22 protein-coding genes are annotated in these 24,784 nt (G+C 42.0%); 9 read left to right on the forward strand and 13 right to left on the reverse strand.

Translation table 11 applies throughout. The features are described from left to right. Positions 1-71 precede the first annotated feature (71 nt). On the reverse strand, positions 72-1,226 hold the full coding sequence (locus tag CDG60_RS11700) for a helix-turn-helix domain-containing protein (RefSeq protein ID WP_087512497.1): 1,155 nt from the start codon (positions 1,224-1,226) through the stop codon (positions 72-74). A gap of 387 nt (positions 1,227-1,613) precedes the next feature. Further along, on the reverse strand, positions 1,614-1,997 hold the full coding sequence (locus CDG60_RS11705) for an Mpo1-like protein (RefSeq protein ID WP_087512496.1): 384 nt from the start codon (positions 1,995-1,997) through the stop codon (positions 1,614-1,616). A gap of 279 nt (positions 1,998-2,276) precedes the next feature. On the opposite strand from CDG60_RS11705, the gene CDG60_RS11710 reads away from it, so the two are divergent. After that, positions 2,277-3,740, forward strand: a complete 1,464-nt coding sequence (locus CDG60_RS11710) for a CYTH domain-containing protein (RefSeq protein WP_087512495.1) — start codon at positions 2,277-2,279, stop codon at positions 3,738-3,740. A 343-nt stretch (positions 3,741-4,083) separates the two neighbouring features. On the opposite strand, the gene CDG60_RS11715 is transcribed toward CDG60_RS11710, so the two are convergent. After that, positions 4,084-4,716, reverse strand: a complete 633-nt coding sequence (locus CDG60_RS11715; protein ID WP_087512494.1) for a hypothetical protein — start codon at positions 4,714-4,716, stop codon at positions 4,084-4,086. Positions 4,717-4,811: 95 nt separating this feature from the next. On the opposite strand from CDG60_RS11715, the gene CDG60_RS11720 reads away from it, so the two are divergent. From CDG60_RS11720 to CDG60_RS11740, 5 genes are all read left to right on the forward strand, one after another. Continuing rightward, complete coding sequence (locus CDG60_RS11720) at positions 4,812-5,156, forward strand: DUF3144 domain-containing protein (RefSeq protein WP_087512493.1); 345 nt, start codon at positions 4,812-4,814, stop codon at positions 5,154-5,156. Positions 5,157-5,212: 56 nt separating this feature from the next. After that, positions 5,213-5,608, forward strand: coding sequence for a DUF3144 domain-containing protein (locus CDG60_RS11725; protein ID WP_087512492.1), 396 nt, complete (start codon positions 5,213-5,215; stop codon positions 5,606-5,608). 196 nt (positions 5,609-5,804) lie between these two features. Continuing rightward, entirely contained in the window at positions 5,805-6,452 is a 648-nt protein-coding gene (locus CDG60_RS11730; RefSeq protein ID WP_087512491.1) for a LexA family protein, read from the forward strand. A gap of 13 nt (positions 6,453-6,465) precedes the next feature. After that, positions 6,466-7,761 (forward strand): Y-family DNA polymerase, encoded by a 1,296-nt coding sequence (locus CDG60_RS11735; RefSeq protein WP_087512571.1) that lies wholly within the window; start codon positions 6,466-6,468, stop codon positions 7,759-7,761. Between the two features lie 144 nt (positions 7,762-7,905). Further along, on the forward strand, positions 7,906-8,982 hold the full coding sequence (locus CDG60_RS11740; RefSeq protein ID WP_087512490.1) for an amidohydrolase family protein: 1,077 nt from the start codon (positions 7,906-7,908) through the stop codon (positions 8,980-8,982). 139 nt (positions 8,983-9,121) lie between these two features. On the opposite strand, the gene CDG60_RS11745 is transcribed toward CDG60_RS11740, so the two are convergent. From CDG60_RS11745 to CDG60_RS11760, 4 genes are all read right to left on the reverse strand, one after another. Then, positions 9,122-11,902 carry a M16 family metallopeptidase gene (locus tag CDG60_RS11745; protein ID WP_087512489.1) on the reverse strand — a complete coding sequence of 927 codons (2,781 nt, stop codon included), beginning with the start codon at positions 11,900-11,902 and terminating at the stop codon, positions 9,122-9,124. Positions 11,903-12,010: 108 nt separating this feature from the next. After that, entirely contained in the window at positions 12,011-13,207 is a 1,197-nt protein-coding gene (locus CDG60_RS11750; RefSeq protein ID WP_087512570.1) for a winged helix-turn-helix domain-containing protein, read from the reverse strand. A 181-nt stretch (positions 13,208-13,388) separates the two neighbouring features. Next, positions 13,389-14,213, reverse strand: coding sequence for a PhzF family protein (locus tag CDG60_RS11755; RefSeq protein WP_087512488.1), 825 nt, complete (start codon positions 14,211-14,213; stop codon positions 13,389-13,391). 203 nt (positions 14,214-14,416) lie between these two features. Continuing rightward, complete coding sequence (locus CDG60_RS11760; protein WP_087512487.1) at positions 14,417-15,808, reverse strand: L-cystine transporter; 1,392 nt, start codon at positions 15,806-15,808, stop codon at positions 14,417-14,419. A 213-nt stretch (positions 15,809-16,021) separates the two neighbouring features. Here CDG60_RS11760 and CDG60_RS11765 point away from each other — a divergent pair, with 213 nt between their 5' ends. Both CDG60_RS11765 and CDG60_RS11770 read left to right on the forward strand, forming a co-directional pair. Further along, entirely contained in the window at positions 16,022-16,606 is a 585-nt protein-coding gene (locus tag CDG60_RS11765; RefSeq protein ID WP_087512486.1) for a flavin reductase family protein, read from the forward strand. Between the two features lie 154 nt (positions 16,607-16,760). Continuing rightward, positions 16,761-17,939, forward strand: a complete 1,179-nt coding sequence (locus CDG60_RS11770) for a YbfB/YjiJ family MFS transporter (protein WP_087512485.1) — start codon at positions 16,761-16,763, stop codon at positions 17,937-17,939. Between the two features lie 54 nt (positions 17,940-17,993). Here the strand turns inward: CDG60_RS11770 and CDG60_RS11775 are convergent, their stop codons facing one another. Both CDG60_RS11775 and icd read right to left on the reverse strand, forming a co-directional pair. Next, complete coding sequence (locus tag CDG60_RS11775; protein WP_160117036.1) at positions 17,994-18,302, reverse strand: hypothetical protein; 309 nt, start codon at positions 18,300-18,302, stop codon at positions 17,994-17,996. A 168-nt stretch (positions 18,303-18,470) separates the two neighbouring features. After that, positions 18,471-19,724, reverse strand: a complete 1,254-nt coding sequence (icd, locus tag CDG60_RS11780; RefSeq protein WP_087512483.1) for an NADP-dependent isocitrate dehydrogenase — start codon at positions 19,722-19,724, stop codon at positions 18,471-18,473. Positions 19,725-19,924: 200 nt separating this feature from the next. Between icd and CDG60_RS11785 the strand changes: the two genes are divergently transcribed. Then, positions 19,925-20,713 carry a pseudouridine synthase gene (locus CDG60_RS11785; protein WP_087512482.1) on the forward strand — a complete coding sequence of 263 codons (789 nt, stop codon included), beginning with the start codon at positions 19,925-19,927 and terminating at the stop codon, positions 20,711-20,713. A gap of 166 nt (positions 20,714-20,879) precedes the next feature. Here CDG60_RS11785 and CDG60_RS11790 read toward each other — a convergent pair whose 3' ends face one another. The 4 genes from CDG60_RS11790 to CDG60_RS11805 all read right to left on the reverse strand — a co-directional run bounded on the left by CDG60_RS11790 (position 20,880) and on the right by CDG60_RS11805 (position 24,567). Continuing rightward, positions 20,880-21,680 carry a sulfite exporter TauE/SafE family protein gene (locus CDG60_RS11790; protein ID WP_087512481.1) on the reverse strand — a complete coding sequence of 267 codons (801 nt, stop codon included), beginning with the start codon at positions 21,678-21,680 and terminating at the stop codon, positions 20,880-20,882. A 106-nt stretch (positions 21,681-21,786) separates the two neighbouring features. Beyond that, a complete protein-coding gene (locus CDG60_RS11795; RefSeq protein WP_087512480.1) occupies positions 21,787-22,281 on the reverse strand; it encodes a flavin reductase in 495 nt (164 codons plus the stop codon). Between the two features lie 149 nt (positions 22,282-22,430). Continuing rightward, entirely contained in the window at positions 22,431-23,459 is a 1,029-nt protein-coding gene (locus CDG60_RS11800) for a methionine synthase (RefSeq protein WP_087512479.1), read from the reverse strand. 118 nt (positions 23,460-23,577) lie between these two features. Continuing rightward, positions 23,578-24,567 (reverse strand): putative oxygenase MesX, encoded by a 990-nt coding sequence (locus CDG60_RS11805; protein WP_087512478.1) that lies wholly within the window; start codon positions 24,565-24,567, stop codon positions 23,578-23,580. Between the last annotated feature and the right edge of the window lie 217 nt (positions 24,568-24,784).

A 24,784-nucleotide genomic window follows, 5' to 3' on the forward strand; every position in this document is an offset into this window, starting at 1 on the left:
TCTTTTATAGATATTCTGAAATTTCTGAAAGCAATAATCCATTCCCTGAACTGGGTATAAATTCTTTAAAACTAAATTCTATACTCAGGCATATTCAGCAGCAGCCGAACAAGCTCTGACTGCCTGTTTGTTGACGTTTTTTTATAAATAGCACGAATCTGCTTTCTTACCGTATCTTCTGTGACATGATTTTTCTGAGCAATTTCTTTGGGTAAATAACCTTCCAGTAACAGCAGGGCAACTTTTGTCTCCGCTGGAGTCAGATGAAATGAAAGATGTAACAGATGCAGATCTATGGCTGATGAATAACCTGAATCATAAAGTGTCAGCATAACAGCAGGAAGAATACCGGACATTTTCATTTCATTTTCAGAAACCAGTAAAGTAACAAAGAGATAAAGAATGTTTCCATCTGCATGTTTGATTTTAATACAGCTATTATTCAGCTTATTGTTTTTTAAAGTTCTTTCATTTTTAAACTGTCTTTCCAGCTGGTTAATATTCTGGATCAGCATTGTCTGATAAGGTTCAGGCAGACATATCAACTCATTCTGAACTGCAATAATTTTATTTTTTCCAGTAACTCTTTCTGCTGCATGATTATGGTGCAGAACTGTACCTGATAAACTCAGCAGAATAACCGGTTGCGACAACTTATCTATCAGTTCAAAGCCAATAATGGATTGTGTTGAATGCTCATAAATATTACGTTGTATTTTTACCACTCTTCTTAAATGAATCAATAATTTATCAAGAAAAATCAATTCATCGGAAACCAGTGGCTGTCTTTGTGCTGAGGTCTGTATTGCAATCAGCATACATAATTTATCATCCCTGATTATTTCATGTGCAGCTGTATAACGTATCTGATCTGGAAGTAATATATCGTGGGATAAATCAGGCTTTTTTAAAATATCATCTGAAATATCATGATGACACTGATACCAGCCCTGACGGGATGTATTCAATACCCCCTTCCATTCCTGAACAGGAAAATGCAGATATAAAACTTCAACCTGAGCTGCATCCTTTCCACTGATAAACCGCTTCACAGTTCTACTGAATGAATACACCTGAAACTCCAGATCCCGAGCTAAAACGTGAACACTGGAACAGTTTATAACGGTTGATAATTTCTTACAAAAACTCCCCCAGCCATCATACTGTAATGGAATTTTATAAATCAGATCGACCAGTTCCTCATAATGTATCTCGTAATTTTCCATGAATTATTTTTCTTTTTATGAAGTTAATGTGATAAGAATAACTTTTCCATACACATTCACCCAAATATAAAATTCAATAAAAAATAAATATTGCTACCTTTATAACGATTAATAAAACATTTTGTTTTCAGGTCATTTCTACAGATTTTTCTGTTTCTTTATAAATATTTTTCCTTAGGATTTTTTTAAAGTATTTCAATCACATTTTTTTCATAAAAAGTATAAATCAGAATAATCTTCAGTAAATAATACGCACTGAAAAAATATAACATCTCCGCTTCTTAAAAACATTCATGCTGTTGCTACGCTGAACCGTGCAGATTCAGAATAAAAAATGGATGATTTTGAATCATCCATTTTATGAAGTTCAGTAAAATACAGCTCAGATTAACTGTCTATTTTATCAAATTTACGGTCACGCAGGCTTAAATTACCGCGCACGATGTCTGACAGCATCCGCCAGTCTGAAATGAAACTGTATAAAGGCTGTTTAAAACTGGCAGGTTTATTTTTTTCGAAGACGAAATGCCCTACCCAGGCACAGGCATAGCCTGAAACCAGTCCATAGACAAAATATTTGGGTTTACGCTGTCGAATGGCTTTAGTGAAAAAATAAATACCCACACTGCTGCCTGCTGCATGTAAACGGCGACTCATGATATTGCGATGTTCAGTCAGATAAAATCTGTAAAACTCTGAGTAGTTTTTAATGGGTAACTGAAATCCTGGGATATCTTCAACTTCCCGTCTGGGCTGTACCTGGGCATTCATTTGCTAGCATCCTTCTGTTTTTCTTTGTCTCAGCCAAACCTGTTATACATCGCCTGGCCATGGATCATCAATTTTCTGATCATTATTCACACTTACAATATGCCAGTTTGATAAAAAATAACAGTCCATTTGAGGCCTCTTTCAATGATGTCACAGAGATTAACCAAAACAGCCAGTCTGCCTCTGTTCAAGTATGGCTTTTGGGCTACAATACGGACTCTTTGCACGATTCACTGTTTATCGAATTGCTTGCCTTAATATAACAATCAGGAAAACCCCATGCTTGAAGTTGAATTGAAATTTCAGATTCCAGAAGCCCGTCGCAGTGCCTTACTCAAAGCCGTAGACCCTAAAAAATCTGATGTCATTCAGCTCCAGGCCCGTTATTTCGATACTGAAAGCAAACTGCTGGCACAGCACAAAGCTGCGTTACGTCAGCGTCTTGAAGGTACGCAGTGGGTACAGACACTGAAAGCTGCGACACCCCAGAGCCATGTTCAGCGTTTTGAAGATAATCACAGTCTGGGTGAACTGGAACAGGCTCCAGAACTGGATCTTTCGGTATATCAACAAAACCCCGAAGCCCTGAGTATTTTAAAAAATGCGCTGGGTAATGAACTGGATCAGCTTACACTCCAGTTCGAAACAGATATTCAGCGTACCAGCCGTATCATTCAGTTTGAAGATGCTGAAATTGAAGTCTGTGTGGATATTGGTGAGGTCCGTACAGCATCAGCTCAACAGGATATTCACGAAGTTGAGTTTGAACTGAAAAGTGGCTCTGTTCAGTCTTTACTGGCTTTCAGTTTCGAATGGGTTAAAAAATATCAGCTATGGCTGGATGTCCGCAGCAAAGCAGAATTTGGCAATTTACTCGTCAGCAATAAAAACGTCAGCCCTGCAAGTACCGCCAAAGAGCTGCAGTTCAATAAAAAAGACTCTGCTGATAAAAACCTCCGTTCTTTTATTGCCAGTCATCTTCAGCATTTATTGCCCAATATTGCAGCCATTTCCGCTCAGGTCGCAGAAAAAGAGCATATTGAACAGGCACAGACTGCACTGCATCATCTGCACCTGAGTCTAGCGCTGTTCAAAGACTGGACCGATACCAAAACCGATAAATGGGCACATCAACTGTCAGCATTTGAAAGCCATTTTAAAAATCTTGCACATTTTGAACATATGCAACGTACTCTAGGCGCTTTATTGCAAAATCCAAAGACTGCAGAAAGCCTGAATAAAGATATTTTATATGCTCAGGAAAAGCTGATTAACCTGGTGAAATCGACACAGAATGTTCAGCATTATCTTGAGCTGCTGATGTTCAGTCTGAGCAGTTCCACTAAAGTACAGAGTCATGACCTGAAATGGTTTGCTCAGAATACACTGCAAAATCAGTACAAGCAGTTACAGGAATGTCTGAACAGTGCCGACCTGTCTGATCTGGAAAGTCTGGAAGCGCTGGCATTACGCCTGAATGAACTGAAATTCAGTTTTCCACTTCTGACCAGTATTTATGATGTGAAAAACCTGCAGAAGTACGGTAAATCGTTAAATGACGCACAGGCAGCCTGTGAACAGTATCAGGTCCTGGCATCTTCATCTTCTTACTTACAGGAAACTGAACTGGAAGCCAGTGACTGGTTTGCACTGGGTTGGTTAACCGCCAAGCAGGAAGTCTATGCCGAAAAACTGCTTGAAGCGACAGAACAGTTCCTGGTCAGCCGTAAGTTCCTGAAATAAAAACTGAAACCTCAGTATTTCTTTTATTATCCATTCATTTTACAAAGGCTGTCCCTGATCTGACAGCCTTTGTTCAATCAGCAACTGGTCAAAATCCAGGATTTCATCTCTAAAACTGTTTTGCATATTGTGTGATCCAGTAAATGCATCCTCAGTCTATCCGGTTCAAAAGCTGTTACCAGTGTGTACAGGTTTTCCCGCAACGACAGCACTGTCATCTGAATCCTGGTTGAGCTTACTTCAGACAGATCAGTACTTTTCTTCATGGCATAAGGAGTATCCACGGAAAGTAAGCCGTGAAAAACAAAAATATTTCCCTAAATTTCTATTGGAGTCGGTTATATCAACGGTATTTCCCAAACACTTTCCATGTACCGTTATCAGCCAGCGGATCACTGTAACTGTCATTGCGCTGCTTTCGTGGTTTATCCCGGGCATCCACCAGTTCGAAATGTGATTCCGTACTTAACACCAGTCCATTGACATAAAACCGTGTGCGTGTGTATTCACTTGCACCATGCTGAAAAACATAGGTCCGTAAATCAATAAATTCACGATGTGCCACCAGTGCCGCAGTATCATCACTGTTTAACCAGTGTGCCATAGCCGTCATTTCAGTGGTATCGAACTGTCCACATTTTTCCACCAGGCTTGCAATACCACGAAAAGTTTTGGATTCTTTTGCTCTGGTTTTATTGATCCGAACCCGATCCACATGAAAATAAAACAAAGGTAAATTCAGATGGCTGGGTAAATGTACAGCATCAGGTAATTCATCCTGCATAAACGGCAGGCATAGTTCCTGTGCCCGCTCGATCAGCCCACTCCACTGCTGATAGTACGTCTCAACCTGCTGTCTGGATCCATAGTAAATGGGTAATCCCTCAACATTTGCCAGGTTCGCCGGTGGCCAGATATTCTGCTTCAGTAAAGCGATATCACTTTTCAGGCTTTGTATGGCAATGGCGTCCTGCATGAGAATTCCTTATTTAACGGCAGTTTTAAAATGCTTAGGCTATTTTGAGTATGCTATACTTCAGAATTACACACAAGTTCTTTCATGGAAGTCAAATGTCTGAAGAAAATCAATTACCTGAAGATGATCAGTTTTATGAACGTGCTGATGAGTTTATCTCTTTGGCAAATAAACAATGCAACTCTGTCTCAGAATCTGAATTTGAAACTCAGGCAGCAAAAGTCAGCGCTTCATTTATGTACGCCAATGCCCGTTTCAGCACCTGGCTGACTGCCTGTGGTTACAGCAATGCTGATGATATGCGAAACAATAAAGAGCTGATTCTTCAGTATTTCCTGGATCAGTACAAAATGATGCTGGAAGACAATTTTGAAGAATATGCATCCAATTTCGAAGAATATATGAATGTCGAAGCAGAAGAAGTTAAGCGTTTCGTTTAAGTATTCAATTGCCTATAATAGCCGTCTATTGAAGTTTAAGTTGTGGAATAAAAGTCATGTCTCAGAAAATTGAAGCTACAGATGTCACCGAAGAAGAAGCCTTAAATGCTGTATTTTTTGAGCGTGCTGACGAATTTATTAAACATGCTAATGAGTTCTGCCGACCGCCTAAAGGGCAACAGACAAAACCTGAAGAATTACGTGGTCAGGTCAGTGCTGCCATGCTGTTTGGTACAGCCCGTTTCAATACATGGGTCGCTGCCAATAACTTTAAAGACGGTAATGAAATGCGTGATGCCAAAGATCAGGTCATGTCCTATATTCTTCAGCAGTTCCAGATGATGCTGGAAGATAACTATGATGAATACTGTGACCAGTTTGAAAACTATCTGCGCTTCCGTAAAAATGAAGAATTTCATGCGCATAAACATGATCACAAGCATGAACATTAAGTTCTTTATTTAATGTATTTTAAAAAGTCCTTCGGGGCTTTTTTTATTTGCCTGTCTGATTTTTTAAATATGACTACGTCCCAGTCTGACGCAATCCTGTCGGATTTCACACCTGCCCCGTTGCAGCCGTTTCCCTGTTTATTTATGCTCTGAATACTGTATTTCTTCAAACACGCCTTGTTGCGTAGGAGCAGACATGTCCAAAAAAATTCCCATATATTTTTCTGATGCCGCTTTTGCCAGACTGCAACAGCTGATGGGTGAGCATGGAAAACCCAGTCCAACATTGAATGCTCTGCTTGAAAATGCTCTCGCACCTTTACAACATACGGTTTCAACATCAAAGGCATCATCCATCATTAATGCTGAACTGCAAAAAGTCTACCCTCAGCGCACCTGCCCCTTACCAGTGACCTTAGAATCCATTCCGGCAGGTTTTCCAGCACCGTCCGTCAATGATATTGATAAAGTTATTGATTTAAATGACATTCTGATCAGCAATCCTGAAGCGACTTTTCTGAATGTCATTAAAACCACATCCATGGTCAATGCCGGACTTGAGTACGGTGATATTGTAGTCATTGATCGCAGTCTGGAGCCCCGTCACCGCAGTATAGTGGTTGCTCTGATTGATCAGCATGAACTGACCATTAAACGTCTGATGGTTTCAGCTCAGATGTCCCGGGCAGAACTGGAGGAAGAGTTTGGCGAAGATGGACAGGACATTCCTGAACGCTGGCTGAAAGCTGAAAGCCCTGAATATGACAATATTTGTCTGAAACCCGGTCAGACTTTCAGTGTTCTTGCGGTCGTGACCTGGAACCTGAAAAAAATGCTTGCCTGATCTGGTGCTTTTTATGAAAAATCAGGATCAGATTTATGCACTGGTGGACATGAATAACTGCTATGTAAGCTGTGAACGGGCATTTGATCCACAGCTGAATCATGTGCCTGTTATTGTGCTGTCCAACAACGATGGCTGTGTCATTTCACGCTCAGAAGAAGCCAAGCAGCTAGGCATTAAAATGGCTGTTCCGTTTTATCAGATTCAGTCCCTTGTGCAACAGCATAAGATTCAGGTACGTTCCAGTAACTATAAGCTTTATAATGAAATATCACGGCGTTTTCACAATATTTTAAAAAGTTCTGTCAGCCCGCTGAATCACGAGTTTTACTCCATTGATGAAGGTTTTCTCAATCTCAGTCCGTTTCAGCAGCATGATCTTTCAGATTTTTCCCAGCAGATCAGACAGCGTATTGAACAATGGCTGGGCATTCCTGTATGTATCGGTATTGGTCGCAGTAAAACTGAAGCTAAACTTGCCAATCATCTGGCTAAAAAAAATGCCTATATGGCAGGTGTCTGTAATCTTGCACAAATGGATCTGTGCAGTAAGGAAATGCTGTTTCAGAAGATTGATGTGGCTGAAGTCTGGGGTGTGGGCCGTAAAAACTGTAAACGGCTTCATGCTCTGAACATTCATTCTGTATTTGATCTGGCAACGGCTGATCCTGCATTTATAGAAAAAATGTTTTCGGTTGTCATGAAACGAAGTGTACTGGAGCTGACGGGTGTTTCCTGCCTGGAACTCGAACAGATCATCACATCCAAAAAGCAGATTATCTCTTCCCGCTCCTTTGGTCAGCGTATCAGTGACCTGGACTCATTATCTGAAGCCATGAGTCATTTTCTACAGATTGCGGTTACGGGTTTGCGCAGACAGCAATCGCTATGCAACGGTCTGATTGCTTTCGTACAGTCAGGTACTTTTCCTGGTCGGACACAGTATTACCACCAATCGATTACGATTAATTTTGCAACTCCAACAGACTCTGCATTGCAGATGAATCAGGTACTGATGTCACGTATGTCCGAATTGTTTAAATCAGGTATAGCCTTTAAAAAATGTGGTGTCATTCTGACTGGACTTGAAAATAAAGCCACGCATATACATGACCTGTGGGCAGATCACGAGCAGCTGGAAAAATTTGAAAAACTGCAGTGTGTTATGGATCAGGTCAAAAAACGCTATGGACAACAGGGACTGGCGATTGGTGCAACACAGCTGCCTGACCGCGATTGGTCGATGTCACAGCATCATCTCTCACCTGACTATTTCAGCCTTGAGGGCTTACCTGCCATTTATCACTGATACAGCATTCTGTTGATATTGTTTTCAGCCCAATTAACCAGAACAGAAATTGTTTTATTCTTGTGTTTTCAGTCTGAACCATCTTCCCTTTCTATCCAGTTTATATTTGAATGGAAACAAAGATATAACAACGGCAGAATAATTATGCAAAATTTAGGATTTGCATTGATTGACCCACATATTCACCAATGGGATCCCTATAACACACCACATGCAGCAGCACTGGCAGTAAAACTGCTGGGCAAGCACCCTTTTTTACTGGATAAAATGGTGCGTCTGGTCAAACCGCGCGATCTGCTGGATACGGTTGGACTGACAACGCATATTACCCGTCCTTATTTACCGCAGGATTATAAAAAAGATACGGGGCATTATGCGGTTGAACAGGTCGTCCATGTAGAAGCCAGCTGGGCAAACCATAAAGGCAAAGGCGTAGTCGGTGAAACCGAATTTATTGAATCATTAGCTTTCAATGCTGACACCGTAAAACTAGGAGCAATTGTTGCCACAGCAGATCCGACAGACAGTAATTTTAAAAAAATTCTGAAACTGCATCAACAGGCTTCAAAAAAAGTGCGTGGCATCCGTCGTATGGCAGCACATCATGAAGATAAAGGGATTCATGCCTGGGCAGATGACCCACATTTGTATACCAGTAAAAAGTTTTTAAAAGGTTTTGAACAGATCGCACAGCACCATCTGAGTTTTGATGCCTGGATATATTCCACTCAGATCGCAGATGTTATAGAACTGGCAAAAAAATTCCCTGAAACTTCAATTGTACTCGACCACTTTGGGACGCCTGCAGGGCTGTTTGGCAAGGTGGGGCAATCCACAGGTTTAACTCAGACTGCCCGGGAAAATATTTTCTATCAGTGGCAGGACAACATTGCAGAACTGGCAACCTGTCCAAATGTCTATACTAAAATGTCAGGTCTGTTCATGCCGGTACTTGGACATCAGTTCCATAAGAAAAAACAGCAGGCATCAAAACAGCAGATCATTGATCTGGTTGCTCCACTGATTACCCATGCACTGGACAGCTTTGGTTCTTATCGGGTGATGTTTGCTTCCAACTTTCCAATGGACAGTGTCAGCACCTCACTGGTCAATATCATTGATGCATTCAGTGACATTGTGGCGGGTTATGACCATGAAACCCTGGAACGGGTATTTCATCATAATGCGAGACAGTTTTATCGACTGGATACGCCCTACTGAATCAGTGCTGTACAGGTCATCTCTTAGAAATAGAGACTGCCTGTTTCACTTAAATCTGATTCACTTTCTTAAGACATTCATAAATAAGATATATATAAAAAAAGCCGCTGTTATCAGCGGCTTTTTAGTCTGAATTCACTTATTTTTTGACCGCAGTACTATCCTGTGGCTGCCCATACTGATCTGCCATGACTTCCACAAGATGATCCGGCTGAATATACTTTTTAATCACAGTATCCACATCTGCTTTTGTCAGTTTAGAAATAGCCTGATCACGTTTTTTTCTGAACAGAAGATCACGATTCCGTTCCAGCTGTGGTGCAAGCATCTTATGAATATTACGTTCATCTTCAAGCGAGGTTACACGCTTTTTCATAATACTGGCTTTTGCTGCTTCCACTTCCTGTTCGGTGACACCTGATTTCAGCAGTTTTTCTAGCACTTTATGCACTGACTGTGAGACTTCAGCCGACTTGCCTGCTGTGTAATTTGCATTAATGGTTAAAGCACCTGAATCACTCCAGTCATCCAGCTGAATGCTGCTGCCAAAACCGTACACCAATGCATTTTTCTCTCTTAATTCCTGCGCAAGACGTGAAGAAAGCTGAGAGTTCCCCAGGATATAACTGAACACCATCATTGCAGGAGTATCGGGATGATCAGCCCCCATTGGGAAAGTCTGCAGTGCCTGATAACTGCCAAATTCACGCTGTTCAGACAATGCATGAACTTTCTGCGCAGAATAAGACCTGAATTCAGAATTTAAACGCTGGTAAGGCTGCTCTGAGTTCCATCCTTCAAAATTCTTCTGAAGCAGTTTCAGCATTTCATCAGATTTAAAATCACCTGTCAGCGCAACCTGTGCGTTGTTCATGGCAAAGAACTTTTTATATAGCTCCACAACCTGATCACGGGATGCTGCCTTGACCTGCTTAACCGCAAAGTCAGGTTCAAAATGATAACGTAGATCACCAGGCTGATAGACTTCAATCAGCCTTGCTATGGTTAAAGCAGCTACAGTTTCAGGTTCAGTATATGGGCGGTTCAGTGTCGCCAGAGTTTGAGATTTGATCAGATCAAACTGACTCTGTTCAAAAGCAGGATTTTTCATAACATCCACGATGTACTGAAAAAATTCAGGAAATTTTTCTTTTTTTGCAACGATCTGAATATTCATACCATTACCTGCCGCAGAAGCAACTGCCCCGCCACCTGCTTCAATGGACTTATCTGCAATATTCTGCAGGCTGTATTTATCTGATGCACGAAGCAGAAGGTAAGATGTAAAATCAATAATTTCATCTTTATTGAACAGGCTTTCAGCCGTTCCAAAATCTACATTGATCGTGGCATAAGTTTTATCATCCTGGGTTGCCACAGGGAACAGTGCATATTTCAGACCATTTTTTAACTGCCCACGCTGAATTTTCTGTTCATTTTTTTCAAGTTGCTGACCTGATCTGACCAGATACTGACGGACTTCCTTTTTATATTCACTGACATTCTTTAAAGGTTCAGCCTGTTCAATTTTCTGATCAAGCGTCTGTGCCTGCTCCTTTTTCTCCTGCTGAAGTGCTTTTTTCTGATCTTCAGGTGTCGGTTTTATATCCCCTGAAATACGGTGTGCAGGGATTAGAAAGTCTTTCAGGGTACTGTTGACTTCAGCCACATTCAGTTTCTGAATCCGTTCCAGATCTTTAAAATACTGCGTCCAGTCGCCCTGATAAGACACATAATAATCAGATAACCGTGACCCCAGTGCCGCAGCATTGGTCTGAATACTTTCAGCCTGGTTCTGTACCATATACTGTACACGTTTCAGCTCAGTTTCATTGAAAGGTGCTGTTTTTTCCACACCATTAATCAGACCTGTCTGAACTTTATCTGCCTGATGATCAGGTGCATATACAGCCCCCATAAACACCAGGTTGAAATCACGATCCAGCCATGTTGTAGACTGAACAGCTGTTGCAGTCCCTGTTTCGACTATGCTCTGATAAAGATGCCCGCTGGGTTGCATACTGTATAAAGGAGGTGCAAGAGACAGTACGGTTCTGATCTTTTCATTCTTTCCATTCAGATAGATATTGAATTTTGCCAGATCACTGCCTTTTTGAACCACAAAATTACGGTTCTGTATTTTTGCTGAATCCAGTACAGGTACCTGAGCCTGTGCAGGCATTTTTCTCGCAGGAATCTTACTGAAATTTTTATCAATCTGTTTCAGTACTTCAGCTTTATCAAACTTACCTGAGATCACCATCACAGCATTGTTTGGTGCATACCAGGCTTTATAGAACTGATTCAGCTCATCCATTTTTATGGATTTCAGTTCTGCCAGATCACCAATAGGCAAACGTCCCATATACTGATTGCCGTAAGCAGATTTCCACATCTGATCCATCATGACAGCAAAAGGCTGATCCATACGGACTTCACGCTCACGCATGACAATGTTAATTTCTGAAGGGACAAATTTTTCCTGCAACACCAGTTTGTCCATCCGCTCTGCTTCCAGATAGATGACTTCATTCAGTGCATTTTTTTCTGGGCGTACAATATTCATATATTTAGTGGAATAATAATCTGTACTGGCATTGGTCATTAAGGTGTACTGATCCAGTCTGCGCTGAAATTCTTCACCTTTTACATTCTGTGTGCCCTTAAATGCCAGATGTTCAAGCAGATGTGCCAGACCACCCTTGCCCTGAGGGTCATTCAGCGAACCCGTCATATAAACGGTATTTACAAAGACTTTATTTTCTTTGTCATTCGGTGCAAGTAGAACCCGAAAACCATTATCGAGTTTATATTCTTCAATATTATGTTCAGATTTAAGTAATACCGTCTGTGCAAAAGCCCCCGCACTGAAACCGATTAAACAAAGTGACAAGGTAAGTTTTTTCATCTGCATCAACATAATCTGTCCAGAATTTATAAATGATTTTAAGGTTTTATACCGCTCTCATCTTAAAAAATACTGCGGTAAAGATATAGTAAATTTTTGAAAATATTGCTGTTTATTTCATCATGATCTGTACAGATGTTGTGCCAGTCCAGCAATATGCTGAGCATCAACCTGAGTACACTGGTTGAATACTGCAAATTTTGTTAGTGCCTCTGCCAGTTGTGACCAGAAAACATCATGCTGTCTGATTTCTGTCTGCAGATGCAGACTGATCACTTCCAGCCGTTTTTCTGCACGATGGGCTTTACAGTCCATTCTGCCCACCAGTTCATTCTCAGCTAAAACAGGCAAACTGAAATAGCCAAAAATCCTTTTATCAGCAGGAACATAACATTCCATTTTATAATCAAAATCAAACAGGGTGTTTAATCGTTCTCTGTGAATAATCAGGTTATCAAAAGGAGAAAGAATTTTGACATCCGTGTATTCACCCCGTTGAGGGCTGCTGTTTCTCCGTTCAGCCATCTGTTCCATCCCCACCGCATCAACATAGAGCTTTTGCCCACGATCCAGCTGGATTTCCTGAATTTCCCCGGTACTCAGTTTTTCATGAATCAACTGACGCATGGCATCACGAATGGGCTGTCCTGACTTTAAATGTATCAACTGTTTCCAGCTGAACACGCCATGGGCGCGCTGAACAGTTTTAAACAGGTATTCTGCATATTCATCCATACTGGGCATATTTAAATTCAGCCCTTCAGGTAAACAGCGTTCAGACAGGTCATAGAACTTTTCCATACCCTGACGTTCGCAGATCATTAAGTCACCCTGCATAAACAGATGTTCAAAAGCCCTGCGGGCAGGTCCAGAATTCCACCATGTCCCCTGTTTATTTTTATGCTTTGCATCAATCTGTCTGGAACTGATTTTTCCTTCAGCCTGTATTTTTGCCAGAATTTCCCGCATCAGACCAGCATCGCCCCGCCCAAAATAGCGGGTTGTGCCCTTTCTGACCTCAAGCATCTGGGGCAGTGCAAAACGATAGTCCTCTACAGGCAGATAAGCCGCGGCATGAAACCAGTATTCAAAAATCTTTTTCTGCTGAACCAGCTGATTCAGGTGTCCATGTTCATATCCAGGCACTCTGTTCCACAGCACGTGATGATGTGCCCGCTCGACCACTGAAATGGTATCAATCTGCACATAACCCAACTGCTGTATGGTCTGCAATGTTCCTGCAAGCCCGGTGGCAATGTTCTGCTGCGTGGAAAGCAGTTGTCTGGTCAGTGCCAGCTGTCTAAGTGTCGTTTTCATCATTATTCTATTGAAACTTCATGTATAAAGTGATTAATAAAACTCATCAGCCAAACCTTTTTTCTGATCATTCTCTGGCTCAATTCTATCCTGTTCCAATGGACAAAAAACATAAAAAAATGCCCTGATCTGCTGTCAGCATCAGAGCATTTCGTATATTCAGACTGTCTGAAATCGTAAATTACACTTCAATTTCAGCCTGCATATACAGTTTTGCATAGCCCGAAATTTCAATTCTTTCGGCTGACTGAATTTCACAGTACAACTTACCACCGCGCTCTGAAGCCTGATAACCCACCAGTACATTTTTACCCAGTTTCTCTGCCCAGAGAGGAGCAAGACCGGTATGCATGGAACCAGTAACAGGGTCTTCATTAATTCCTTTATGCGGTGCAAAGTAACGCGCAACATAATCATAGTCATCAGAAGCTGCGGTAACCGTAATATCCAGATCCGTTGCTGTAATGGCAGTACTGACATGATGATGTTGTGCAATCTCGGCAATGGCAACCAAGTCAGGCTGTGCATCGATCACATCCTGCTCAGACTCAAGCTCCAGAATATAAGCCTGTGGGTTTAAATACACGGCTTTAAACGGTTTATTAATGACTTTATTTAAAAGTTCAGGATAATCGGTAACCTGTACCGGTTTTCGGACAGGGAAATTCATCTGAATTTTGCCATCTTCTGCCTGAGTAATCGTAAATATCCCCAGTTTTTTAACATGAAACTGAATACTTTTCGCCCTGGTAAAATCTTTAAACAGAACGAATGCAGATGCCAGTGTTGCATGACCACAGAAATCCACTTCAACTTTTGGGGTAAACCAGCGGATCTCATAGTTTTCATCATCCACACGTTTTACAAAAGCAGTTTCAGCCAGATTATTTTCCAGTGCGATATTCTGCATCAGCACATCATCGAGCCATTCATCCAGCACCAGAACTGCCGCCGGATTTCCTTTAAATAACTGCTGTGTGAACGCGTCCACCTGGTACATTTTCATAAGGGATTCTCCTGTCTATACTCACATCATAAGGCATCTTAAAAATGAATACAGATACAGTTCAAAAGATAAAACAGATACAGATCCCTACTCGGATTAATGGACTAATAAAATAAATTTCACAAAATAAAAATCCAGTGTTTTTACACACTGGATTTGTCACAGGCACAGTGCCTGAATCCTCCAGACACATAAGGATGGTATCAGCTATGTTTCAGCTCAACAGCTTCATCGGACTGTAAAATTTCCTGATTGGTCTGCCCCAGCAACTGACTTGTAACCATTCCTGCGGTCATGGAACCATCCACATTCAGCGCAGTACGTCCCATATCAATTAAAGGCTCAATTGAAATCAGCAGTGCAACCAGGGTGACCGGTAAGCCCATGACAGGTAAAACAATTAATGCAGCAAAAGTTGCACCACCGCCCACACCTGCAACCCCAATTGAACTGAGCGTCACCACACAGACCAGGGTCACAATCCAGACAGGATCCAGAGGGTTGATACCGACAGTAGGTGCAACCATCACCGCCAGCATAGCGGGATACAGACCGGCACATCCGTTCTGACCAATCGTGGTTCCAAAAGATGCTGCAAAACTGGCAATTGTTTCTGGAATTCCAAGTCGTGTGGTCTGTGCTTCAATACTTAGAGGAATACTGGCAGCACTGGAACGGCTGGTAAATGCAAAAGTCAGCACAGGCAGTACTTTCTTAAAAAACCGTACAGGATTGACACCGGTCAACGCCAGCACCAGTGCATGTACAGCAAACATGATCGCCAGTCCAAGATAGGATGCAACAAGGAATCCGCCCAGATTGATAATATCTGCGGCGTTGGAACTTGCGACGACTTTAGTGATCAGCGCAAAAACACCATAAGGTGTCAGGGTCATCACCAGACGGACCAGTTTCATCACCCATGCCTGCAAAGTTTCAATCGCAGTCACAATCCGCTGACCTTTCACAGCATCGTCACGGATTAAATGAATCCCTGCAATTCCTAAAAATGTAGCAAAGATCACTACACTGATAATGGAGGTTGGGTTTGCACCGGTCAACTCCGCAAAAGGATTACTTGGAATAAAGGACAGAACGATATCGGGCACACTTAAGTCCGTCACTTTTCCTATATAGTCAGTATTCAGCTTATCCAGCCGTGCTGTTTCCTGTACGCCCTGAACCAGACCCGCTGCGGACAGTCCAAAAAGACTGGTCACTATCACACCAACAAAAGCAGCAATGGCTGTCGTCAGCAACAGTGTACTGATCGTAATGGCGCTGATTTTCCCCAGTGATGAAGCATTGTGCAGTTTAATCACGGCACTCAAAATGGAAATAAAGACCAGAGGCATCACCACCATCTGTAACAGTTTGACATAACCATTACCTACGAGGTTGAACCATTGAATGGACTCTTTCAGAATGTCAGAACCTGCGCCGTAGGCAAAATGTAAACCCAGACCAAAAATCACCCCAAGACATAAACCTGCCAGTACTTTTTTAGCCAGACTCCAGTCCGTTTTACGGGTCTGCATCAGTAGAAAAATAAAGCCTGTAAATAGGACAATGTTCAGTATTAAGGGAAAAGTCATTGTGAATCCTGCTGTTTTATTGCATTTATTATATGTCAGATGCTATGTTGGATGAATCTCTCAGCATTTTTAATGATTTTATTCTGACTGCATAATGTTGCAATTATCGTCAATAAAACAGTTATTTATTCCATATATCTTAAAATCTTCTAAGCTATTTTAAAATTCTGCTAAACATCTCCTCACAGGTGATGAATAAAAGGACTGACCAGATTGAATACGCACATACAGACGGTTGAACTCGCCAAAGCATATCGCCTGATCAATCATGGACCGACCGTCCTGGTTTCTGCTCAGTTTCAGGATGACATCAATGTAATGACTGCTGCCTGGGCATGCGCCTTGGAACTGGTACCTGCCAAAGTTTCCGTCGTGCTGGATAAAGCCACAAAAACCCGCCAGCTGATCGAAAAATCAGGATTTTTTGTGCTACAGGTTCCGACGCTGAAACAACTGCAGCTGGTTCAGGCTCTCGGCTCCATCAGTCAGCATGAAGACCCGCTTAAACTTGAGCACTGCAATACTCCTCTGTTTCAGATAGATGATTTCAGTGTCCCTTTGGTTGAAGGCTGCTCTGCATGGCTGATCTGCGAACTGATTCCAGAACCGCATAATCAGCAGGCTCATGATTTATTTATTGGAAAAGTAGTTGCAGCTTATGCAGATGACCGTGTTTTCAGAAATGGGCATTGGTACTATCATGAAGCTGCCCCTGAATGGAAAAGTCTGCATCATGTTGCAGGTGGACATTACTACACGATTGGCGATGCAGTAAATGCAGCATCGGTTGATGTCTGATTTTTCAGTTTCAGTGTGTAAAACAATGAACTGATCAAGTATCCGTATGCTTAAAATATACAGGCTAAAGTCTAAATATATTTCACTTGTCATCTATTCCCAACCCGCTTAAGGTGAATTAAACATCAAGAAATGATTCCATAGTGAGAACAGGATGCTCTCCAGCAAAGTAAAACTCAGTCTTTTTCTGTGTCTCAGTATGTGCCTGGGGATTGGTATTCTGCGTTTTTCCTATACTGCATTACTGCCATCCACACGGGCTGCCTATGAGTGGACAAGCAGCTTTGCCAGTATTCTGAGCAGTGCAAATCTGCTGGGTTATCTGATTGGAGCGTTCTGGGCAATGAAACTGCCACAGAACAGCCGTATGACGTTTTTTATTCAAAGTGCAGCCATTCTGGGTAGTATCAGTCTGCTGAGCTGTGCTTTTTCAGGTTTTCATGGCAGCTGGTATATTTTCTGGCGTGTCATTTCAGGGATCAGCGGTGGCTTGCTCATGATCCTGTCACCAAGTGTGGTGGCTCAGTGCTGTGATCTCAAAGACCGCTTGAGCATCAATTTCATTGGTTTCAGTGGTATCGGCATCGGGGTTCTGCTGGCGACACTGTTTATGCCCTATCTAGACAGAATCAGCACCAGCAGTGCATGGCTCATTCTTTTTGGCTTTTCAGCCATCATGTGTGCCATTCTATGCATACTGCTCCAGCAGTTCAGATCACATCTGTCAGCTCAGACAGTTCCTCAGACAGAATCTGTACCCGTTCAGGGACTGTATCTGTGTCTGCTGACGGTATATGCATGCAGTGCTTTTTCGTATGTACCGCATTCTCTGTTCTGGATTGACTATCTCAGCAACACCCTGCACCTGGGACTGAACGTCATCAATTTCAACTGGATTCTGTATGGCAGCGGCAGTGCACTGGGGGCTGTGACAGCCTATATGCTGTCCAGGAAACTGGGGAATTTCAACGCCCTGAAAGTACTGTATTCTTTTTATGTCGGAGCGATATTTATTGCTGTTATGGATGCTTATCCAGCACTGACTTTTGTCTCCTCATTCCTTACAGGTCTGCTGAATCCTGCTGTCGTTTTCCTGACCTCATATACGATATTGCAGATTTATACCCATGCTTATAAAAAACTGTGGAGTATTGCCACGCTGTGCTTTGCCATTACCCAGCTGATTGGTGGATTGACATTCAGCACCCTGCAAAAGGCTGGAGTATCCTATCATCAGCAGTTTGAACTGGCAGGGTTTGTGTTACTGGCGGGAACAGTTGTACTTTTTGTTTATCTGCGTAAATCACCACCTAAGCCTCTGCATCAGCATTAAACCGAATCAAAAAGGCATTTTTAAAATGCCTTGATCATTCCAGCTACAGAGATGTCAGTTACGCTCTTTGGTCATCCGATAGGCGTCCTGTGCAATGGCAAGGCTTTTCTTTTTCCCTTCCGCTGTGTCTGGAACAGCATTTGATGTATAAGGTTCAGCTTCCTGCTGTTCATCTGCCAGTGTATACGCTGTTGCAGGAGACTGTGTTTTGTGATGCCTTAAACCTGAAATAAGCTCACCCTTTTCTTTGCAGGGTTTCGACTGATAGCCTGTTTCCCCACTGGAAGTACACTTATAAATATCCTGAGCAAACACAGGACTGCCCAAGCCTAGAGCCATGATGAGAGTCAATATTCTTTTCATTCTGTAATATCCCCAAAACATATAAAATATCAGCCCATGAATAAAAAAACTATCCATCGTGCAGACTTATTTTCAGCTTTTAAACTTAGCTTCAGCTGTCTGAATCCTGCATGATCTACATTGATAAAAAAACCCGCAAACAGTGCGGGCTTTTTTAGAAGTTCAGATTCAGTCCATATGCTGAATGATCGCATTGCCAAATTCTGAACAGCGCAACAGTGTGGCATTTTCCATTAAACGCTCAAAGTCATAGGTTACAGTTTTCGCTGCAATCGCCCCTGAGATACCTTTAATAATCAGATCAGCCGCTTCAATCCATCCCATATCACGCAGCATCATTTCTGCTGAAAGAATAATGGAACCTGGGTTTACTTTGTCCTGACCGGCATATTTAGGTGCTGTGCCATGTGTTGCTTCATAAACAGCAATTGCCCCGCCAATGTTTGCACCAGGTGCAATCCCGATCCCACCGACTTCAGCCGCCAGTGCATCGGAAACATAGTCACCGTTCAGGTTTAAAGTTGCGATCACAGAATAATCCGCAGGACGCATGAGGATCTGCTGTAAAAAGGCATCCGCAATCACATCTTTAATCACAATGTCTTTACCGGTTTTTGGGTTTTTAATTTTTACCCAGGGACCACCATCAATCAGTTCACCACCGAAACGTTCAACTGCAAGCTCATAGCCCCACTCTTTGAATGCACCTTCGGTATATTTCATAATGTTGCCTTTGTGTACCAGGGTCACACTCGGCTTATCATTATCAATCGCAAACTGAATCGCTTTACGCACCAGACGCTGTGTACCTTCTTTGGACACAGGCTTAATCCCGATACCACAGTTATCTTCAAAACGGATTTTACTAACACCCATTTCTTCTTTTAAAAACTTAATGACTTTTCTGGCTTCAGGGGAGTCCGCTTTCCATTCAATCCCTGCATAAATATCTTCTGAATTTTCACGGAAAATGACCATGTCAGTCAGTTCAGGATGACGCACAGGAGATGGGACACCTTCAAACCAGCGCACTGGGCGCACACAGACATACAGATCCAGTTCCTGACGTAAAGCGACGTTTAAAGAGCGGATACCACCACCGACAGGTGTGGTCAAAGGACCTTTGATGGACACCACAAATTCACGCAGTGCTTCAAAAGTTTCTTCTGGCATATACGTGCCATAAATTTTGTCTGCTTTTTCACCGCAGTATACTTCCATCCATTCAATAGACCGTTTGCCACTGTAGGCTTTTAAAACAGCCGCATCCACCACCGATTTCATCGCAGGTGTAATGTCCACACCAATGCCATCCCCTTCAATAAAAGGAATAATCGGGTGATTTGGAACATTTAATGATAAATCTGCATTTACTGTAATTTTGCCGCCATCCGCAGGCACTGTGATCTTCTGATAACCCATTTTGCAGGTTCTCCCTTTTATTATAGCTGGCTGATCCAAAAAAATTGCCAATTTGACAATACATTCAACGCTTCTTAACGCATAATAGTCTAATCGAATTCCAGTATTGTTTGAGATTTATACAAAGAATAGCCACATTTCTTTGTTAAATGAAACTTAATCAATCGCTATTTTATGTAATTACAGAAGCCAGTTCTTTTATGAAAATCGTTATTCTCAATAAACCATATGGCGTCCTCTCCCAGTTTCGTAAAGACGAAGCACACATGACCATGTCTGACTTCGTGGATGACTCAACTTTACGTCTGGCTGGTCGACTTGATATGGACTCTGAAGGTCTGGTGTTTCTGACCGATCACGGTGGTTTGAACCAGTATATTACCAATCCTGCCAACAAGAAGTTTAAAACTTATCTGGTTCAGCTGGATGGCGATATCACTGAAGAAGCGCTTGAGCAGCTGCGTAAAGGCGTGGAGCTCAAAGATGGTATGACTCTGCCTGCCAAAGCAGAAAAAGTTGAACAGCCTGAATGGTTATGGGACCGCGATCCTCCTGTACGTTTCCGTGCCAGCATTCCGACATCATGGGTGGAAATTTCCATCTGTGAAGGTCGTAACCGTCAGGTTCGCCGTATGACGTCAGCAGTCGGTTTTCCAACTTTACGTTTAATCCGTACACGTATCGGTGCCATTGACCTGGTGCAGATGGGTTTACAGCCTGGCGAGACCAAAGATATCGAACCGCTGTTATATCCTGACTTCCAGAATGTGCCCGCCGAAGAACCGTATCGCTCACGTTCTTATGTGAAAAAACCAGGCGGTACTGGCGGCAAGCCAATGGTGCGTAAAAATAAAGATGGTTCTGTGAAAAAATCAGGAACCAAACGTATCTGGCAAATGGACGAAAGTGAAAAACCGAAGCGTAAAACCAACGGTACGACCCGTCCAAATACCAAAGCTCCACGTGGTCGCGGACGTAACGGTCGTTAAAAGCCAGTATTGATAAAGACCATTAAAAAAGCCTCCATTCTGGAGGCTTTTTTTAATTCACTCTGCTCTTTTTAAGAACCTGAATATCACAGGAAAAATATCCATTCCGAATCAGAACTCAGATCACTCTAAATTCTGGGTGAATGGAAAATCAGCCAGACTCAGCTTAAATAAACCCTTTTACTAAAAGGAAACTGCCTACACAGAGCAATAAAACTGCAAAACATTTTTTTAACACTGCTGGTGATAATGCATGCGCAGCTTTTGCACCGAATTTTGCAGTAAAGAAACTCATGACACTGATGCCTAAAAAAGCATAAACATGAATAAAACCAATGGTATTAGGCACATTCACCTGCGCATTCATTCCAAAAAGCATGAATCCTAATGCACCGGCTATCGCAATCGGTAATCCACATGCAGCTGAAGTTCCGACTGCTTTTTGCATGACCACGCCATAATGCGTGAGATATGGCACAGTGATACTCCCGCCACCAATACCAAAGATTGCGGAAGCAATACCTATCCCCGCTCCTGCACCAATTTGTGCCGGTGTCGACGGTAATGTTTTAGTATTATCCACGACCTTTTTCGAGCCCATAAACATGGTGTACGCCACCCAAAGCAAGAATACGCCAACAATCATTTGCAGATGAAGTCCAGATAACCAGCCTGCAATACCAGCCCCAAAGAAACAGCCCAATGCCATACCTGGTGCCAGATTTCTAAATACCGACCAGATAATGCCATCTTTCTTTTGATGTGCCATTAAAGAGCTGATTGAAGTGACAATGATCGTTGCAAGTGAAGTACCCAATGCCAGATGCATGACAACATCAGGATCATAGCCCATCTGGCTAAAGACGATATATAGAAGCGGGACAATGATGGTACCACCACCCACGCCAAACAGCCCAGCTGCAAATCCTGCAAATGCGCCGATGATTAAAAAAATGATGAGTTCCACGGATTACTGACTTTATAGATTGAGGTAATAAAATTTTGGAGCGTCAGGGTCTGCACACACAGCGTATATGATTTGAAAATACACGGACGAATGACAAACCCTGGATTTAAGCGATTTCTGTTTCACCAACCTGGTGATAAGCACGGTTAAAATAAACCAAAGCTTGATCTTCCTGGTTCTTTTGGATTGCAACAATTGGGCAGATAAAAATGGTATGTGTTCCCACTTCCTGAATATCTGAAATTTTACAATCAAAACTGACCAAAGCATCAGCCAGCACAGGTGAACCTGTTTCAAGTTCAGACCATTCTCCAAGTGCAAAACGCTCATCTGAACTGAGTTTAGACGATGCAAATGCATTAGAAAGTTGCTCATGTTGAGCACCTAAAACATTCACAGTCAAAACTTTATTTTCAACAAAATGCGTATGAGAACGTGATGATTTATTCATACAGACCAATAATGTCGGTGGTGTGTCAGTTACACTGCACACAGCAGAGGCTGTAAAGCCATGAAAACCTGATTCACCAACGGTGGTCACAACATTGACCGCACTCGTTAACGAAGACATTGCATTTTTAAAGTCTGTTGCATCAACCATGACCGTGTTCCTATTCGCCTAAAACGCTGTATTTGAATAAAGTTCTGAAATACTGTGCTGTTTAGATCTAACTGTGTATCGGAAGCTCCCTCTTCTTTGTAGAAAAAGGAACTTTGAATGTGATTTCAATAAATGATTTAAATGTTGAATTAACGAGTTAATTCCTGACGGATAATCTCTGCACCTGCACTAAGCGCTTTCAATTTACCACGTGCAATTTCACGACCAAGTGGCGCCATACCACAGTTGGTTGAAGGATAAAGTTTATCCGCATCGACAAACTGTAACGCTTTGCGCAGTGTATCAGCCACTTGTTCAGGTGTTTCAATCACATTGGTCGCTACATCAATCGCACCCACCATGACTTTTTTACCACGAATCAGCTCAATCAGATCCATCGGTACACGTGAGTTTTGACATTCAAGTGATACTATATCGATTTTAGACTGTTGCAGTTTCGGGAATGCCTCTTCGTATTGACGCCATTCTGAACCTAAAGTCTTTTTCCAGTCGGTATTGGCTTTGATGCCGTAACCATAGCAAATGTGTACCGCAGTTTCACATTTCAGACCTTCAAGCGCACGTTCTAAAGTCGCCACACCCCAGTCATTCACTTCATCGAAGAACACGTTAAATGCAGGCTCATCAAACTGAATAATATCTACACCGGCTGCTTCTAACTCACGAGCTTCCTGATTCAGAATTTTAGCAAATTCCCAAGCCAGTTTTTCACGACTTTTATAATGACCGTCATATAAAGTATCGATCATGGTCATTGGACCAGGCAACGCCCATTTAATCGGTTGATCAGTCAATGAACGTAAGAACTTTGCATCTTCAACAAATACAGGCTTTTGACGTGAAACTGCACCAACCACAGAAGGTACGCTTGCATCATAACGATCACGAATTTTCACCGTTTCTCGTTTTTCAAAATCCACACCGTCTAAATGCTCAATAAAGGTTGTTACGAAATGCTGACGGGTTTGTTCACCATCGCTGACAATATCAATACCCGCCTGTTGTTGCTCATGTAATGACAAACGCAGTGCATCCAGTTTACCATCTACAAGTTCCTGGTCCTGCAATTTCCACGGCGACCAAAGTTTTTCAGGCTCTGCAAGCCATGAAGGTTTTGGTAAGCTGCCTGCTGTTGAGGTTGGGAGTAAAATCGCCATGTCTAATCTTCTATCTCTAAATTTGTTTATTTCAGTAATTCTGTCGCAATTAAATCCTCCCCTTGCGGAACATATTCCCCTCTTTGAAAAAGAGGGGGTTAGGGGAGATTTTCTATAATTAAGCCGCAGCACCATTTTTCGCAGTGAAGTTTTCAGCCCATTTCGTAAGTACTTCACCATATTTATTGATGAAGTTTTCTTCAGTCCATTTGCCCTGTTTAACTGCCAATTGCCCACGTTCAACACGGTCATACACAATTTGTGTCAACGAATAATCTGGATATTCAAGGCTTGGCTGATACACCAGACCTGCGGTTGAGTTCGTGTTATAAATCTCAGGACGATACACTTTCTGGAATGTTTCCATTGTGCTGATGGCACTGATCAGTTCGAAATCGGTGTAATCACGCAGTAAATCGCCGCTGAAATAGAATGCTAACGGTGCAGTACCATTTTCAGGTTTGAAATAACGGACTGCTAAACCCATTTTTGCAAAATAATCATCAGTACGTGAATATTCATCATTGGTATATTCCACCCCAAGCACAGGATGTACATTTGCAGTACGGAAATACGTCTTCGATGTTGAAACGCTCAGACAGATCACAGGTTGCTTGCTGAACTCCGCTTTAAATACATCTGAATGAACCAGATGCTGATACAGCTTGCCATGCAGGTCACCAAAATCTTCTGGTTTTTCATTGGTTTTACAACCTAAAGATGGCAATACAACACTGAAGTCATAATCACGCACATAAGAAGAAAAACTGTTACCGATCATGCCTTCAAAACGTTCATTGGTTTTATGGTCAGTAATCGTGCTTTTCAACATTTCAATAAATGGAAAAGTCTGACCATTTCCTTCGATATCAATCTCAGCAGAAATGATATCAATTTCAAGTGAATAACGATCCGCTTTAGGATTATCAAAATGCGCCAGGCTATTGAAACGGTTGTTGATCATTCGCAGTGTATTGCGTAAGTTTTCCTGACGGGACTCACCACGCGCCAGGTTGGCAAAATTTGTCGTCTGGCGGGTGTTGTCCGCAGGCTGATAGTTTTCATCAAAACGGATACGTTTAATCGAACATGCAAATGCGTTACTCATGGGAAATGCCACCTAATTTCTAAGATAAATCTAAATGTTTTCAATGGAGATATTTATACCCAGAACCAAAGATGAATAAAAATGATTTTATCTAATTGAAAAATGAGTTAAATTCACTTTAATTATAAATTATTGTATTTATTAAAAATATTATTAAAACCTCAACAACAGTATTCTGAAAAAATACTGATTTAATCCAAAAATCAGCAGTGCTCCG

Source organism: Acinetobacter chinensis, assembly GCF_002165375.2.
GTDB classification, from domain to species: domain Bacteria; phylum Pseudomonadota; class Gammaproteobacteria; order Pseudomonadales; family Moraxellaceae; genus Acinetobacter; species Acinetobacter chinensis.

Excerpts from the sequence above, each read along its gene's own strand:
- CDG60_RS11700 (WP_087512497.1), bottom strand. The coding sequence starts at position 1,226 with ATGGAAAATTACGAGATACATTATGAGGAACTGGTCGATCTGATTTAT.
- CDG60_RS11715 (WP_087512494.1), bottom strand. The coding sequence starts at position 4,716 with ATGCAGGACGCCATTGCCATACAAAGCCTGAAAAGTGATATCGCTTTA.
- CDG60_RS11755 (WP_087512488.1), bottom strand. The coding sequence starts at position 14,213 with ATGAAAATGTACCAGGTGGACGCGTTCACACAGCAGTTATTTAAAGGA.
- CDG60_RS11795 (WP_087512480.1), bottom strand. The coding sequence starts at position 22,281 with ATGGTTGATGCAACAGACTTTAAAAATGCAATGTCTTCGTTAACGAGT.
- CDG60_RS11735 (WP_087512571.1), top strand. The coding sequence starts at position 6,466 with ATGAAAAATCAGGATCAGATTTATGCACTGGTGGACATGAATAACTGC.
- CDG60_RS11775 (WP_160117036.1), bottom strand. The coding sequence starts at position 18,302 with ATGAAAAGAATATTGACTCTCATCATGGCTCTAGGCTTGGGCAGTCCT.
- CDG60_RS11750 (WP_087512570.1), bottom strand. The coding sequence starts at position 13,207 with ATGAAAACGACACTTAGACAGCTGGCACTGACCAGACAACTGCTTTCC.
- CDG60_RS11730 (WP_087512491.1), top strand. The coding sequence starts at position 5,805 with ATGTCCAAAAAAATTCCCATATATTTTTCTGATGCCGCTTTTGCCAGA.
- CDG60_RS11770 (WP_087512485.1), top strand. The coding sequence starts at position 16,761 with ATGCTCTCCAGCAAAGTAAAACTCAGTCTTTTTCTGTGTCTCAGTATG.
- icd (WP_087512483.1), bottom strand. The coding sequence starts at position 19,724 with ATGGGTTATCAGAAGATCACAGTGCCTGCGGATGGCGGCAAAATTACA.
- CDG60_RS11710 (WP_087512495.1), top strand. The coding sequence starts at position 2,277 with ATGCTTGAAGTTGAATTGAAATTTCAGATTCCAGAAGCCCGTCGCAGT.
- CDG60_RS11705 (WP_087512496.1), bottom strand. The coding sequence starts at position 1,997 with ATGAATGCCCAGGTACAGCCCAGACGGGAAGTTGAAGATATCCCAGGA.
- CDG60_RS11805 (WP_087512478.1), bottom strand. The coding sequence starts at position 24,567 with ATGAGTAACGCATTTGCATGTTCGATTAAACGTATCCGTTTTGATGAA.
- CDG60_RS11785 (WP_087512482.1), top strand. The coding sequence starts at position 19,925 with ATGAAAATCGTTATTCTCAATAAACCATATGGCGTCCTCTCCCAGTTT.
- CDG60_RS11800 (WP_087512479.1), bottom strand. The coding sequence starts at position 23,459 with ATGGCGATTTTACTCCCAACCTCAACAGCAGGCAGCTTACCAAAACCT.
- CDG60_RS11745 (WP_087512489.1), bottom strand. The coding sequence starts at position 11,902 with ATGTTGATGCAGATGAAAAAACTTACCTTGTCACTTTGTTTAATCGGT.
- CDG60_RS11725 (WP_087512492.1), top strand. The coding sequence starts at position 5,213 with ATGTCTCAGAAAATTGAAGCTACAGATGTCACCGAAGAAGAAGCCTTA.
- CDG60_RS11720 (WP_087512493.1), top strand. The coding sequence starts at position 4,812 with ATGTCTGAAGAAAATCAATTACCTGAAGATGATCAGTTTTATGAACGT.
- CDG60_RS11740 (WP_087512490.1), top strand. The coding sequence starts at position 7,906 with ATGCAAAATTTAGGATTTGCATTGATTGACCCACATATTCACCAATGG.
- CDG60_RS11760 (WP_087512487.1), bottom strand. The coding sequence starts at position 15,808 with ATGACTTTTCCCTTAATACTGAACATTGTCCTATTTACAGGCTTTATT.